The sequence below is a fragment of the Trinickia sp. EG282A genome, assembly GCF_040965455.1.
Taxonomy (GTDB): Bacteria; Pseudomonadota; Gammaproteobacteria; order Burkholderiales; family Burkholderiaceae; genus Trinickia; species Trinickia symbiotica.
Map to the genome: position 1 here is coordinate 667,661 of NZ_JBFRCC010000004.1, position 14,849 is coordinate 682,509.

Consider the following 14,849-nt stretch of genomic DNA (forward strand, 5'->3'; position numbering starts at 1 on the left):
TTGAATCCTCTTTGGATGGTGCTGGGCCGCCCCAAGCATTCATCCGCGCTGGGGGGCGGGGGCCTCTCCTGCGAAGGCAAAGACCCAGAGGCTTCGCGTCGTCAATAGACGTCGCGCTGGTAGCGCCGTTCGCGTTGCAGCTTGTGCAGATAGTCCTGCGTGGCCTCCGGGCCGAAGCCGCCTTCCTTGGCGACGATCTCGGCGAGCGTCCGATGGACGTCAGGCGCGAGCCGCTTCGCATCGCCGCAGACGTAGAGATGGGCGCCTTCCTCGAGCCATGCAAAAACATCGCGTGCATGCGCCTTCAAACGATGCTGGACGTAGGCTTTCGCCTCGCCGTCGGAGCGACGATCGCGCGAAAACGCGACGTCCATCCGCGTCAGCAGCTTGTCCTTGAGCAGCCTCTGCCACTCGGTCTGATAGAGAAAATCGGTGCGGAAGTGACGATCGCCGAAGAAAAGCCACGACCGCCCATTCGCGCCGCGCGCCTCGCGCTCTTGCATGAAGGCACGAAACGGCGCGACGCCCGTGCCGGCGCCGATCATGATGATCGGGACATCGTCGCCAGGCAGACGAAAGTTAGGATTCCTATGCACGTAGACGGGCAGCTTCGCATCGAGCGCGACCCGGTCCGACAACTGACCCGATGCTACGCCCGCGCGGCGCTCACCGTGCAGCTCATAGCGCACCGTCGCGACGGTCAAATGGACCTCCTCGGGCGCGGCGGCCAGGCTCGATGCGATCGAATAGAGCCGCGGCTGCAGCGGCCGGAGCATCCCGGCGAAGGTCGCGGCATCGAGTCCCTCGACGGGGAACTGCCGGATTACATCGATAATGTGATGGCCGCTTAGGTAGGCCGCGCGTTCGTCGACGTGGCCGCTCGCCGCCAGGTTCCGCAGCGTTTGCGCACCGGAAAGTTCCGCCCAACGATCGAGGAATCGCGGCGTCAGCGTAGTGATTTCGAAATGGGAAGCAACCGCCTCGCCAAGCGCAGCTTGTTTGCCCTTAATGTCGACGGTCGTCGACGCGTCGAGCTTGAGCGTGCACAGCAACCCTTCGACGAGCGCGGGATCGTTGGTCGGTACCAGGCCCAACGCATCGCCGGGCTCGAAGTGAATACCTGAGCCTTCGAGCGAAAGCTCGATGTGTCGTGTTTCCTTGGACGAGCCGCGCCCCGAGAGCACGATGTTCTCGATGACGCGCGCGGGGTGCGGGTTGTGCTTATCGATCGCGGGCGTCGGCGTTGCAGCCACGGAAGACAGCCGCGAGGCCGTGCTCGTCGTGCTATCACCTGCTGCCGCCGTCTTAGCGAGGATGTCGAGGACATCGTCAATCCAGGCATTCGCTGCCTCTTCATAGTCGACGTCGCAATCGACTCTTGGCGCGAGGCGTTGAGCGCCGAGTTCTTCGAAACGGCGATCGAGACGCTTGCCTGCCTCGCAATAGCGCTCGTAGCTCGAATCGCCGATCGCGAGCACGCCGAAACGAACGGTAGGCAGCTTAGGCGCCTTCCGACCCTCGATAAACTCGAAGAAATCGGCCGCTGTTTGCGGCGGATCTCCTTCGCCATATGTGCTCGCTACGATTAGGACGTCCTGCTCGTCCTTCAGTTGACGCGGCTTGTAATCGACCATGTCGTGAAGCGACACGGCCAGACCGCGTTGCGCCGCGCGCTCCGCGAGCGTTTTGGCGAGCGTGCGGCTGTTGCCTGTTTCACTGCCGTAAAGCACGGTCAGCCGCCGGGTTGGCCCGGCACCTGATTTACCTTGTGCCGTGGAGGGCGTCGGCGCGGCTTTGGCTGAGGACGCCTGTTCGAAGCCTGCCAGAAAACCGCTGATCCAGAGCAACTGCTTGGAATCCAGCGATGAGACGAGGGCTTTGACATGCTCCCACTGCGTGTCGGTGAGATCAGGCCCTTTGAATTCGGAAACGGTCATTTCTTCCGTCGATGCAGATTAGAGTGCGTCACGCCGATCCCGACCTTTTGGGGCATTCGCCTGGAGGTATCGGCGCGATGCGTATTACGCGTCTAGTGATTTTCTCTTGATCCGCGATAATATGCAAACGCATTATGCGTTTGCATATATTAATGACCTTTAGTTATTTGTCCGCTTCAGCCGGATATTGGGGTTGAAGCGAAATCTTGTATAACGCGAACAAGCGCTATTGAGCTTTGCATCGGTCCGCCTGGCGCGGGTTGCTGCGCGCGGCAGCGAGCTGCCATATCGATTCTCGCGGGATGGCGCCAGCAATGCCGAGCGACCGATTACCTGCTTCAAACTATCCGCTGGCTCAGGGCCAGAGAACCCAGCGGCTTCGATGGCCGAGCTCAAGCTCCTGAAGCGCGCTGCTTGCTTGGTACTGCGCAGCGAAGCCATGCCTTCATTCCAGGCGTGCAGCATTTGCTTTGCAATCCAACGCCATTGCGTCTCATTCTTCGCGGCTTCGATGATTTCCTGCGCCACGGCGACGGCCGAGTCGCACAGTTGCTCGACCATTTCGTGATATTTCCTCGGGGTGATACCGAGGCGGGCGTTAAAAAACCTTTCGAGGGTTTTGCCGGGTGCCCATGTCTTGCGACCATCGATGGAGAGACCTGGCGGATTGGAAGCAAATCGGGGATAGGCCTGCGTTGTGACGATGTTATAGGCCGGCGTAAAGGCGACATCATCGTATGAGGTGTAGAGAAGCGCGATGTTTTTCGAGTGGCAATCCGCGTTGCGGACGACGAAGTTAGTCAACAGCAGCCAGCCCAGTTGCTCGAGTTGTTTGCGCTGATCCGCGTTTGTCAGGTAGGCTCGCGTCGCATTCAGGACGCGTTCGGTCGAGGGCGAATACTTCCGCTCCGTCAGCAACGGCAAGCGGCGGGTTATCCCCAGATTTTGTTGGCAAACCTGTGAATAACTCCCGCATAGTTAGCGCAAGTACCTGACGGAAAACGCGCAAGCTTTCGTGCGATGTCGCCCGAGCAAAAACGGGGCGCGGTGGCGAGATCGTCTTGCCGATGCGATCGGCATCTGGTACGGGTGCGCGTCGGATGACGCCGCATCGATACTCGGGAAGGCCCGCATATTGATTTCGAAACATCGCGGCGCCGTCGATGGCATGATATGCGCCTTGACATTCCTGGCTTTTTCACCCCCGCCCTGTCCCCGAATATGTCCGACCTCATCGTTCACGGCGGCTTGCCGCTTCGCGGCGAGATTGTGCCGTCCGCCAACAAGAACGCCGTTCTTCCGATTCTCTGCGCCACGCTTTTGACCGACGCGCCGTTGCGCCTCGTCGGCGTGCCCGAGATCACCGATGTCAAGAAAATCCTCGATATCTTTCGCACGCTGGGAAGCGAAGTGTCGATGGATTTTTCGACGGGCGTCCTCGAGCTCCATCATCACGCGACATCGTTCGATCCCGCGATTCATCGCTTGCCCGAGGAGATGCGCTCGTCGATCATGCTCGTCCCTCCGCTGCTTGCGCGCTTCGGCGTGGCCCGGCTCGAGAACGACGTGAAGGGCTGCACGCTCGGTGTGCGCGAGATCGATCCGCACGTCGAAGTGTTCGAGCGATTCGGCGCGCGTATCGAGCGCACGACCGATTCGTTGATCGTGCGAAGCGTGAAGCGCTTGACCGCCAACGATCACTGGCTCGATTACGCATCGGTGACGACGACCGAAAACTTCGTCTTGTGCGCGGCGTCCGCGTCGGGCGTATCGACGCTCGTCAACGCGGCCTCCGAGCCGCACGTGCAGGAGTTCTGCCGCTTCATCGAGATGCTCGGCGTGCCCATCGAAGGGATCGGCACGTCGCGACTGCGGATCGAGGGTGGGCATAAGCTCGGCGAGCTTGGCGGCGGCGAATTCCGTTTCAGCGAGGATTTCCACGAGATCGCGACGTTCCTGGCCTTGGGCGCGATCACGGGCGGGGATATCGCCGTCAAGAATGGCGCGCCCGAGCAGTTCCCGCTCATCGATCGGACATTCGCGAAGTTCGGCATCGACATCGTTCACCAAGACGGATGGTCGCGAGCGGTGCGAGAAGGTCCGCTGCGCGTGCGCCAGCCTTTCACGCCGAATATTTTGACCAAGATCGAAGCTGCGCCGTGGCCCTACTTGCCCGTCGATCTGCTGCCGATCTTCATCGCGCTCGGCGTGCGCGCCGAAGGCAGCGCGATGTTCTGGAACAAGGTCTATGACGGCGCGATGGGCTGGTCCGTCGAGCTATCGAAATTCGGAGCACATGTGTTCCTGTCGGACCCTCATCGGCTGATCACGTTCGGCGGCATTCGCCTGAGCCCTGCAAGGGTCGAGAGTCCTTACATCATTCGCGTCGCCATCGCGCTTTTCATGGTCGCGGCGAGTATCGAAGGGCAATCCGTCATCAAGAACGCCTTGCCGATCCGTCGAGCGCACCCGCGGTTCGTCGAGAACTTGCGCTCGGTGGGCGCGAAGGTCGAGTGGACGAGCACCGACTGAATGCCAGGCGGCCGCTATTATCGCGAGCGCGTGTGCTTGCGACCGCGATATCGCTGCCTTGACCTTGATCGCGTTCTCGGGGTCGATGCGAGTGATCGACGGTTTATCCATTCGACCCTGAGCAGGCGTGCGGCTTGCTTGTATCTGTTGAGTCCGTTCGATGATGAGGCTTTTGACTCGATGGATGCGATGCCGCTTACGCTCGATTGGCCTGCCGCCTTGGCGCGGCTTGCTGGCGCGCTCGTCGCGGGCGCCATCTTCGGCCTGAACCGCAGCGAGTCGGGTAAAGCTGCCGGGTTGCGCACGACGCTGCTTGTCTGCCTGGCCGCTTGCATTTCGATGCTCCAAGTCAATGCGTTGCTCGAGCAAGCGGGCAAGCGGCCGGACTCGTTCGCCACGCTCGACCTGATGCGCTTGCCGCTCGGCATTCTGACCGGGATGGGCTTCATCGGCGGAGGTGCCGTGCTGCGCAAAGACGGGCTCGTGACTGGCGTCACGACCGCGGCGACGCTCTGGTTCGTGACAGTCGTCGGCCTGTGTATCGGCGGTGGGCAGTATCGGCTGGCCGTCAGCGCAACGGTGATCGGTGTCGCGGTGCTGTGGGGGTTGCGGTACGTCGAAGACCGGCTGGAGCGGCGCAAGACCGCGTGGCTGACGGTTGAATATACGGGCGAGAGCAATTTTCAGCAGCGTCTTGCCGACGAATTCGAGCGCATCGGATGTCGAATCAGCGCACGCCACGCGGAATGGAAACGCGGTGAGGCAGTTTGCGAGACGCGCTTTCTGGTCCAGTGGCGCGAGCAAACGGATATCTACGCGAAGGCCCCAGCATTTACCGAAGCAGCGCAGCGCGCCGGTGCGAATACTGTCCAGTGGGAGATCGTCGATTAGGGGCGACGTTGACTCTTCGCAGGAGCACCTGGGTGGGCTGGGTGCGCTGCGGCGATATAATCGGCTGCAATTCAATTTATCGCTGCAAAAGTCGCTCGGGCAAGTCCTCGCGCCGCGCAGGCAGCGATTGATCGACACAAGCCAACGGTAGCGCAGGAATGCAATGACAATTCAGCTTGAAGCGTTGCTGGAAGCAGTCGACGCCGACAGGGCGCGGCTCGACGCGGCACGCCCGTTGCCACCCCATACCGTTGCCTCGTTGCGCGAAAAGCTCGCATTGGAATGGACTTACCATTCGAATGCGATCGAAGGGAACACGCTGACGCTCAGAGAAACCAAGGTCGTCCTGGAAGGTATTACGGTCGGAGGCAAGTCGCTCCGTGAGCATTTCGAAGCCACCAATCACGGCGACGCGATCCTCTATGTCGAGGAAATCGTTTCGCAAGGCGAATCGCTTTCAGAATGGATGATCAGGAATATCCATCGGCTCGTGCTCAAAGGAATCGACGATCACGAAGCGGGCGCATACCGCCGCGAGAACGTCGTCATTTCCGGCGCAAGCACGACGCCGCCGGACTTCCTGCATTTGCCGCAAGAAATGCAGCAATTAATCGAATGGGATCAGGCCGCGAAGACTTTGCAGCCTATCGAGCGCGCCGCGCAGCTCCATATGCGCTTTGTGAAGATTCATCCCTTCGTGGACGGGGACGGACGTACCGCCCGGCTGCTTCTCAATTTCGAGTTGATGAAATCCGGCTATCCGCCCGCCATCATCCGCAAGGAAGATCGGCTCGCCTATTACGATTCTTTGGACGAGGCGTGTGTCGGGGGCAATTTCGACGGCATCACCGAACTCGTCGCAAGCGCGGTGCAGCGTTCGCTGGAGACATACCTCAGCGTGCTCGGCCTCGGCAATGCATCGCGTTCTGGAGGCGCGTAGAGCCGTCGCCACGCCTCCTCGCGGGCGCTGGCTGTGTTGAAGCGCACCGTCGCGACTAACCCGCCCGCAGGGGCGGCAGCGAAGGATTCTCCGGCTGCGTATAGCGGCGCTCGATCGCGGCGCGGATGCGCCCACGCGTTTCGTCGACCGAAAGTCCGCGCTCTGACTCGATGGCTTGCGCTTCGCGTGCGAGTTCATCGTCGCCGATGACGTCACCGAACCAGCGCGAATAATCGCCGCGTTGCAGGTGATAGCGCCATGTATCGGAATCGACGCCGTCGGCAATTTCCAGAAAAAGCACGAGATTGTGCGCACGCAGATTGAGCCTGCCCTCCGGACCGCGGAAGTAAAAGCTGCGCTCGGGGATCAAGAGTCCCTCGGCATATTTGCGATGATGGCGTCTGCGTTGCGTCGTTCCAGGCTCCACGCTGACCAAGTACGGTTCGCTGGCCGGCATTTGCGTTTCCCAGACCAGCAGTTGTCCGCGCTCGAGCGAATCGGATTCGAGCGGCAGCCGAGGGACGGGTTTGCCGAGCGTGCTCGCGAACGCGGCCACGGTTGCGCTGGGTTTGTTGCCGGTGACGAGCGCCATGTTGACTTGCCGCAAGAAAGGCTGCGCGATCTGGTCGGGGTGCACGGTGACGGCGAGCGCGGTTTCGAGCGCGATGGGCAGCGATTGTGCCGCCATGCCCCAATCCGCCGGGAAAAGTTGATGGGCTTCTTCGAAAACGAGCCAATGCGGACGGCCCGTTCGTACCCGCAATTCCTGCAGGCGCGAGAGCAGCGCGGCGCAGTAGCGTGGACGCTCAATGAGCGGCACGCGCAGCAGGTTGACGGCGACGTGTTGACCGGGCCGCGCCAACAAATGCAGCGCGCTATCCATCGGGGGCGGAGTATGCGCATCGCCGAGCGAAACCAGACTACCTTCATTGTCGTAGTCGCCCTCGGGATCGAAGATGCAGGCTTGATAGCCGGCCGTGGTGAGCCGCTCGAGCAGCGCAGCAGTGACGGTCGATTTGCCGCCGCCGGACGGCCCCGCCAGGAGCGCGATCGTGCCGTAGGCATCGAGGCTGATGGACGCCGCCTCGCCGCCATCGGCCCGTTGACCGAGCACCACCCGCGAGCGATCGATGCGCGATGCGCGCGAGGCGAGATCGTCCTCGAGCAGCGCGGCGACGAGCTCTTCCACGCCGCGGCCGGCCGCGCCCGTCGTGACCATATCGGCGTGCGCTTTGAGCATCGGCAGGGCATTGGCAACGGCGGCGGAAAAGCCGCAAGCATCGAGCAACGGATGGTCGTTCTCGGCATCGCCGACGCCGACGACGTTCAGCGGAGAGAGGCCGAGCTCGTCGAGCGCTGCTGCGAGACCGCTCGCCTTCGTGACGCCCGGCGCGAGCACCATGACGGCATCGCCGTTGAAGACGACGTGAAGATCCAGGCCCAGCTCGCGGATGGCATCCAAGGCGATGCGATCGTAGGGTTTCATCGTGGCGACGAGCGTTTCGCTGACGCTGAACTCGTGCAGGCCGCGTTCGTGCAGCGCACGAATGAATGCGTCGGGCGGAGGCGGTGCGAGGAGGCGTTTCTCGCCGCTATCGGGCCGATAAAGCACGCCGCCGTTTTCCGCCACCACACGCGAGAATAGATCGAGGCGCGGACAGATAGTACGCAGATCGCCGAGTTCGCGGCCGCTCACAAGCACGAGTTGACGGCCGGATTGCCGCAGCCGCTCGAGCACTGGCCAAGTCGATTCAGCCACCCGGCCATTCGATGCCAGCGTGTTGTCGTAGTCGGTTGCAAGCGCAACGAAGCGCATTTCGGACTCCTTATCGATCGTCGGTGGCCATCCCGCTTTCGCGCGGCGACGTCATGGCGGAGCGATTGCCGGCTTCCCGTAAGAGCTCACCGTAGAGCGCCAGATAATCGTCCGTCATTCGAGACACGGTAAAGCGTCGCTCGAATGCGGCACGACAGGCCGCGCGGCTCAGCTCGTCCAGACGTTCGATCGCGCGTACCGCGCCCTCGACGTCGTCGACGACGAATCCGGTCAAGCCGTCCTCGACGATTTCGGGCACCGAGCCGCGCCGAAATGCAATGACGGGCGTGCCGCAGGCTAGCGCCTCGATCATCACGAGCCCGAAAGGCTCGGGCCAGTCGACCGGAAACAGCAGGGCGCGCGCGTGCGCGAGAAAGTCGCCCTTTTCATCGTCGCCGAGCTCTCCTCGATACTCGACGAGCGGATCATGAAAGAGCGGCTCGATGCTGCCGTCGTAATACCAGCGATCGCCGTTGTCGATCTTGGCCGCAATTTTGATCGGTATGCCCGAGCGCTCGGCAATCTCGATGGCGAGATCGGGCCGCTTGGTCGGCGCGATTCTGCCGAGAAACGCAAGGTAGTCGCCGCCTTCCGCGGAAAAGGGCATTTGGCTGTCGGGCAGGCCGTGACAGACCGTGCCGATCCAATTGACCCAGGGCAGCGGCGCGCGCTGCGAGTGCGAGATCGAGACGAGCGGAAGGTCGGAGAATTCGCGGTAGAGCTCAGGGAGGCCTGGTATGTCGAGCCGCCAATGCAGCGTCGTGAGATGCGGGCAAGCCAATCGGCGCGCGAATGGAAACCCCTGATAGTCCGTATGAAAATGGACGAGATCGAACTCGCTCGACATTCGCACTACGCGTTCGAGCATCGCAAAGTGGAAGGCTTGCGGGTCGGCCGTTTCTTCGACGAAACGCAGCGCGCTCGGGCACGCTTCGACAAGACGCGCGCGCGTTGTCGAGCCGCCGCTCGCGAACAGCGTGACATCGTGGCCGCGTTCGACGAGGGCCTCCGTCAGCCAGGAAACGACGCGTTCTATTCCCCCATAAGCGCGTGGAGGGACGCTTTCATAGAGCGTTGCCACTTGCGCGATTCGCATTTCGCATTCCGTGTTGATCCAGAGAATCCCTTGCCTGAACGGCAGGGTAATGTGCGAAACGACGTGCAACGTCCGTGCCGGCAACGAGATCGACTCTCGGCGGCACGGACGAAAGCGGTAGTGATGTCCGGCTAGATTCGCCCCAAAAGGACTAGCACAATGACAATGATGACGATGATGCCCAGCCCGCCGGTCGGCCCGTAGCCCCACCCGCGGCTGTAAGGCCAGGCTGGGAAGGCGCCGATCAGCAGAAGGATCAGCACGATGATAAGAATGGTTCCTAACATATCGCCCTCTCACGAATGAGGAAATGGGGCACGGCGGTAGCCGCGACGCACCCCCATCGTCCGCAATTCATGTGCCGGGCGATCTACCGACCGGGGATTCAGCGCGGTTCGTGCTCCCGTTTTACAGTGCCTGCTGTAAATCCACGATGACGGCCGCCAAAAATCGGGCGGCCTCTCCGCCCGTCACGACGCGATGGTCGAACGTCAAGCTGAGCGGCAGCACGCGATGAACGGCAGCCTCGCCTTCGCTGGCCACAACTTCGTCGTGCATGCGCCCCGCGCCGAGGATGGCTACCGTCGGCGGCACGACGATCGGCGCCGCGTACTTCCCGGCAATCATGCCGAAGTTCGATAAGGTGATGGTGGCGCCGCGCAACTCCTCCGGTGGAATCTTGCGCGCCTTCACGTCCGCGCGCATCCGATCGAGTCCCGCACGCAGATCGGCGGCATCGCGATGCGCGACATCGCGCAGCACCGGTACGAAGAGGCCGTCGGGCAAATCCACGGCAATGCCGACGTCGATCTTCGAAAGCACGTGACGCCGCGCTGCCCGCCCATCGAACCACGCATTGAGCCCCGGCTCCGCGCGGCAGCCCGCCACGAGTGCGCGGATCAACCGGATCGTCACGTCGGTGTTCGGCTTCCAGGCATGAATGTCGGCGTCATCGATGACCGTTGCAGCGGCCACTTCGCTTTGCGCGCGGCCCATGTTCTGCGCCATCGCACGTCGCACGCCGCGCAGCTCTTCGGGCGGTCCGAGCTCGGAGAGCAACTTCGCCGTGCGCTGAACGTCGGCCGACGTCACGATGCCATCCATCCCGGACGGTGTCACCATGGCGAGATCGATGTCGAGTTTGCGCGCGAGTGCGCGCACCGCGGGCGTCGCTTTGATCGAGGTCGAGCCGGTTCCCACACCCGAGAGCCCGCCGTAGACGCGAGGCGCCGGTGCGTGCCTCTCGCGTGCGGCACGCGCCGTTCCCGGTGCCTCGGGCATTCGGCCGACAACGGTGCCCGCGTCGTCGCTATCGGCTCCTTCGAAGCCGACGAGGGCGGCGCCGAGATGGACGATGTCGCCTTTCTTGCCAAAGCGCTTTGCGATGCGTCCCGCTTGCGGAGAGGGTATCTCGACGATGGCCTTTGCCGTTTCGACTGAAAGCAACGGCTGATCGGCTTTGACTTCGTCACCTTCGTCGACGTGCCATTCGATGATCTCGGCTTCTTGCAGGCCTTCGCCCAGATCGGGCAGCTTGAACATCTTCATGACGATGCCTCGAGCGTTTTTCTGACCGCGTTCAAGATCCGCTCGACGCTGGGCATGTATTGCCGTTCGAGCCGGGGAAGCGGTACGACGACGTCGTAGCCGGTGACGCGTTCGATCGGCGCGAGCAGCGAATACAGGCCTCGTTCCGCGAGCGTCGCGGCAATTTCCGCGCCGACACCACAGGTGCGCGGCGCTTCATGAACGATGACGCAGCGCCCCGTTTTCGCGACCGAGGCGAGGATCGTCTCCATATCGAGCGGCTTCAACGTGGCCACGTCGACGATTTCGGCCGAGACGCCGTCGGCGGCCAGCTCATCGGCGGCCTCTTGCACTTCCTGAAGCATGGCGCCCCAGCTCACGAGCGTAACGTCATCTCCCTCGCGCGCGACGAAGCATGTATCGAGCGGCAACGCGACGCCGTTGTCTTCGACCGACTGCTTGAAAAGGCGATAGAGCCGCGTCGGTTCGAGGAAGATGACGGGATCGGGATCGCGGATGGCCGCGAGCAGCAAGCCATAGGCGCGCTCGGGGGACGAAGGCATGACCACGCGCAGTCCGGGAATATGCGCGAACAATGCTTCGGGGCTTTCAGAATGGTGCTCCGGCGCGTGGATACCCGCACCGCAAGGGGTGCGGATAACGAGCGGGCACGCGAGGCGCCCGCGTGTTCGGTGACGCAAGCGCGACGCGTGATTGAGCACATGATCGATCGTCGGATAGACGAAGCCCGCGAACTGAATCTCGACGATCGGGCGCAGGCCCATCGCCGCCATGCCGACCGCGGTGCCTGCGATCGCCGTTTCGGCGAGCGGAGTATCGACGACGCGCGCTTCGCCGAAACGCGCCTGCAGTCCGACCGTCGCGCGGAAGACGCCGCCGTTCGTGCCGATATCTTCGCCTAGCAGTACGACCGAATCGTCGTGCTCGAGCTCATAGGCGAGCGCAGTATTGACGGCTTCGACGAGATTCAGATCAGCCATGTCGCTGCTCCCCGTTCTCGGGTGCGAAATGCTCGGCCGTTGCAAGTTGCTCCTCGAGTGCATGCGGCAGCGCCGCATAAAGATGCGCGAACATCGCGGACGCGTCAGGCGAGGCAACTGATAAGTACTCCTGAACGGCGGCTTCGACCTGCTCGCCCGCAACCTTTGCCAGCGCTTCTTCCCGCGCCTTATCCCATGCCCCGATATTCAGCAGGTACTTGCGCAAGCGCGCGATGGGCTCGCTTTCCCATTGATGCTGGACGATCTCGGGGTCGCGGTAGCGCGATGCGTCATCAGCCGTCGTATGGTCGCCGAGCCTATAGCTGAGCGCTTCGACGAGCGTCGGCCCGTCGCCGCGGCGAGCCTTGTCCAGGGCGCGAAGGAGTGCATCGTGCACCGCAACGACGTCATTGCCGTCCACTTGGCACCCTTCGACGCCCGCCGCGATGGCCTTTTGCGCGAGCGTTGCCGCGGCGGTTTGCTTGGCGCGCGGCACCGAAATCGCCCATTGATTGTTATTCACGACGAGGACGAGCGGCGCGCGCCAGACGCCCGCCATGTTCATCGCTTCGTAGAAATCCCCTTTCGACGTACCGCCATCGCCGAAGATGGTCACCGCTACGCGGGGCTCGCCGCGCAGCCGGAACGCATAGGCCGCGCCGGCGGCGTGGCAGACCTGGGTGCCGATCGGCACGCAGTTCGGAAAGTCGTAGCGGGCGCGGCTGAAATTGCTGCCGCGCTCGTCGCCGCCCCAATAAAGGAGACTTTCGCCCATCGTGACGCCCCGCAGCAATTGCGCGGCATGGTCCCGATACGAGGGGAAAAGAACGTCGTCCGGCCGCATCGCCGCCGCGACGCCTACTCCGATGGCTTCTTGCCCGAGTGCCGATGCAAACGTGCCAAGCTTGCCAGTGCGCTGCAGCGAAATAGCTTTCGTGTCGAATGCGCGGGTGAGCACCATTGCGCGGTAGAAGCCGACGAGCGTCGCGGCATCTTGCGCGAATTCGGGCAACGGTTTGTTTGCGTTGCCGGCCGCGTCGAGATAGCTCGTATGGTCGACCGTAAAAGTTGCGACCGTCGTCATGATCGATGTCCCAGGGTCCGGGTCTTTCTTCGATTTTGCGCCGCGGCGTCAGCCGGGTTGTGGCTGCACGATCCGCATTCGCCTTCTTGTGCGGCTCATGGCCGCATTGAAAACGTTAGTACGTTTGGCGGTGAAAACAAGTTGGCGCAAAACCGGAGGGTGCGCGGGAGAGCATTGCAGAAAGCCAAGCCGCCGCCGCCGCATACGAAACATCGATGCTGGATGCGAACCATCGGCGCCGGGCGGGCGGACCGTCACACGTCGGGCGGTATGCCGAGCAGTTGCAACGTCCCGCCGGCAATCGAAGCGAAGACGGGGGCGGCCACCTTGCCGCCGTAGTACGTGCGGCCCGCAGGCTCGTCGATCATGACCGCAACCACGATGCGCGGCGCGTCGATCGGTGCCAGTCCTACAAAAAGCGAGCGATATTTGCCCTTCTCGTAGCCTGTGCCCACGTGCTTCCAAGCCGTCCCGGTTTTGCCGCCGACGCGATAACCCTCGATGCGCGCCCCCTCGGCGGTTCCCCCGGGCGCGGCCGCCGCCTCGAGCATTTCGCGGATCGCCGCCGCTGTTTCGGGCGCCGTTACGCGCGGAGCAGGGCGCGCCTGCTGTCTATCGAACGAGGAATCGGATGTGGCGTCTTGATCGTCGATGATGAGCCTTGCACGCCGCAGCGTGCCGTCGCCGGCGAACGCCGTGTACGCTTCGGCGATTTGCAGCAGCGACATCGACAGGCCATATCCGTATGCCATCGTCGCCTGCTCGATCGGCCGCCAGCGCTGCCACGGTCGCATGCTGCCCGCGGCGAGGCCGGGAAACGGCAATTGAGGTGCCTGCCCGATGCCATATTCCCGATACTTGCTCCAAATCCGCTCGGCCGGCAGATTTAACGCGAGCTTGGCCATTGCCACGTTGCTCGACTTCGCCACCGCCTCCGCGATCGTGATCGTTCCGTGATTCGACGTGTCGTGAATCGTATTTGGGCCGATCGTGTAATGACCAGGCGCCGTCTCCACGAGCGTCGTCGGCTTCACGAGGCCTGCATCGAGTGCGAGCGCCACCGCGAGCGGCTTGATCGTCGAGCCGGGCTCGACCGTATCCGTCAGCGCGCGATTGCGCAATGCATGACCTTTGCGGCTCGCCTGATTGTTGGGATCGAAGCTCGGCGCGTTGGCGAGAGCCAGGATCTCCCCGTTGCGGGCGTCGAGGACGATCGCACTGCCCGCCTGGGCGCCGTGCCGGGCGAGCGCGGCTTGCAGCTGTGCGTACGCGAGTTGCTGAACGCGACGATCGATCGTCAGCCGGACCGTTTGGCCATTGCGCGCGGGAACGGGCGGAGCGAGCTCCGAGACGATGCGACCGAGCCGGTCGCGAATGACATCGCGTGCTCCCGCCTGTCCGCCCAACATCGCATTCGCGGCGAGTTCGATCCCTTCCTGCCCGTCATCGTCGATATCCGTGAACCCGGTGACGTGCGCAACCGATTCCGCTTCGGGATAAAAGCGCTTCGACGCAGCGACGTGCGTAACGCCGGCCAGTCCGAGGCGGGCGATCGAGTTCGCGGTCTGCATGTCGACGTGGCGCTCGAGCAGGACGAACGCACGCTCGGTAGCGAGGCGCCGTTCGAGCTCGGGCACGGGAAGCGCAAGCGCTCGCGCGAGCGCTGCATGAGCCGAACGTTCGATGCGCCTGGGTTCGGCCCAGATTTCGTAGGTTGTCAGGCTGACGGCCAACAGCGCGCCGTGTCTGTCCACGATCGGGCCGCGCATCGCATCGAGCTCGACCGTTTTCCGATGACGTTTTTGCCCTTGCGCGACGTGGAAATCGTGCGCAACGATCTGCACCCATAGTGCGCGCGCAGCGAGCACGCCGAACGCGAGCCCCATGACCGCCATGACGAGCGTGGAGCGCCAAGCCGGGATGCGTGGCGCGAGGATGGGATTTTTAGCGGGCCCTGCAAAAGGGCGTGGCGTTCGTTTCTTGACCAGCATCGAGGAGCGGAATTGGACCGGGAGACCCGGCGCG

The 14,849-nt window shown here is 63.0% G+C and carries 11 protein-coding genes and 1 pseudogene; 3 read left to right on the forward strand and 9 right to left on the reverse strand.

Translation table 11 applies throughout. The features are described 5' to 3' along the window. Nucleotides 1-101 precede the first annotated feature (101 nt). Complete coding sequence (locus tag AB4Y31_RS22245; RefSeq protein ID WP_368675807.1) at nt 102-1,937, reverse strand: assimilatory sulfite reductase (NADPH) flavoprotein subunit; 1,836 nt, start codon at nt 1,935-1,937, stop codon at nt 102-104. A 297-nt stretch (nt 1,938-2,234) separates the two neighbouring features. Next, nucleotides 2,235-2,840 (reverse strand): annotated as a pseudogene (locus tag AB4Y31_RS22250) (HipA domain-containing protein); the annotation flags it as partial. Nucleotides 2,841-3,158: 318 nt separating this feature from the next. Between AB4Y31_RS22250 and AB4Y31_RS22255 the strand changes: the two are divergent. The 3 genes from AB4Y31_RS22255 (at nt 3,159) to AB4Y31_RS22265 (ending at nt 6,300) form a co-directional block, all read left to right on the forward strand. Next, a complete protein-coding gene (locus AB4Y31_RS22255) occupies nt 3,159-4,469 on the forward strand; it encodes a UDP-N-acetylglucosamine 1-carboxyvinyltransferase (RefSeq protein ID WP_368675953.1) in 1,311 nt (436 codons plus the stop codon). Between the two features lie 180 nt (nt 4,470-4,649). Then, complete coding sequence (locus AB4Y31_RS22260; RefSeq protein ID WP_368675808.1) at nt 4,650-5,360, forward strand: MgtC/SapB family protein; 711 nt, start codon at nt 4,650-4,652, stop codon at nt 5,358-5,360. A gap of 184 nt (nt 5,361-5,544) precedes the next feature. Then, a complete protein-coding gene (locus AB4Y31_RS22265; protein ID WP_368675954.1) occupies nt 5,545-6,300 on the forward strand; it encodes a Fic family protein in 756 nt (251 codons plus the stop codon). A gap of 55 nt (nt 6,301-6,355) precedes the next feature. On the opposite strand, the gene AB4Y31_RS22270 is transcribed toward AB4Y31_RS22265, so the two are convergent. The 7 genes from AB4Y31_RS22270 to AB4Y31_RS22300 all read right to left on the reverse strand — a co-directional run bounded on the left by AB4Y31_RS22270 (nt 6,356) and on the right by AB4Y31_RS22300 (nt 14,815). Next, a complete protein-coding gene (locus AB4Y31_RS22270; RefSeq protein ID WP_368675809.1) occupies nt 6,356-8,116 on the reverse strand; it encodes an HAD-IIB family hydrolase in 1,761 nt (586 codons plus the stop codon). A gap of 10 nt (nt 8,117-8,126) precedes the next feature. Continuing rightward, nucleotides 8,127-9,212 carry a glycosyltransferase family 4 protein gene (locus AB4Y31_RS22275; RefSeq protein WP_368675810.1) on the reverse strand — a complete coding sequence of 362 codons (1,086 nt, stop codon included), beginning with the start codon at nt 9,210-9,212 and terminating at the stop codon, nt 8,127-8,129. A gap of 131 nt (nt 9,213-9,343) precedes the next feature. Further along, nucleotides 9,344-9,499 carry a DUF3309 family protein gene (locus AB4Y31_RS22280; RefSeq protein ID WP_368675811.1) on the reverse strand — a complete coding sequence of 52 codons (156 nt, stop codon included), beginning with the start codon at nt 9,497-9,499 and terminating at the stop codon, nt 9,344-9,346. Nucleotides 9,500-9,620: 121 nt separating this feature from the next. Further along, nucleotides 9,621-10,760, reverse strand: a complete 1,140-nt coding sequence (locus AB4Y31_RS22285) for a dihydrolipoamide acetyltransferase family protein (protein ID WP_368675812.1) — start codon at nt 10,758-10,760, stop codon at nt 9,621-9,623. Then, on the reverse strand, nt 10,757-11,740 hold the full coding sequence (locus tag AB4Y31_RS22290; RefSeq protein WP_368675813.1) for an alpha-ketoacid dehydrogenase subunit beta: 984 nt from the start codon (nt 11,738-11,740) through the stop codon (nt 10,757-10,759). Before AB4Y31_RS22290 ends, AB4Y31_RS22285 begins: the two co-directional genes overlap by 4 nt. Then, the gene (gene pdhA, locus AB4Y31_RS22295) at nt 11,733-12,824 is read right to left on the reverse strand and encodes a pyruvate dehydrogenase (acetyl-transferring) E1 component subunit alpha (protein WP_368675814.1); all 1,092 of its coding nucleotides are present in this window, start codon (nt 12,822-12,824) and stop codon (nt 11,733-11,735) included. Before pdhA ends, AB4Y31_RS22290 begins: the two co-directional genes overlap by 8 nt. Before the next feature lie 254 nt (nt 12,825-13,078). Then, nucleotides 13,079-14,815, reverse strand: coding sequence for a peptidoglycan D,D-transpeptidase FtsI family protein (locus tag AB4Y31_RS22300; RefSeq protein ID WP_368675815.1), 1,737 nt, complete (start codon nt 14,813-14,815; stop codon nt 13,079-13,081). Between the last annotated feature and the right edge of the window lie 34 nt (nt 14,816-14,849).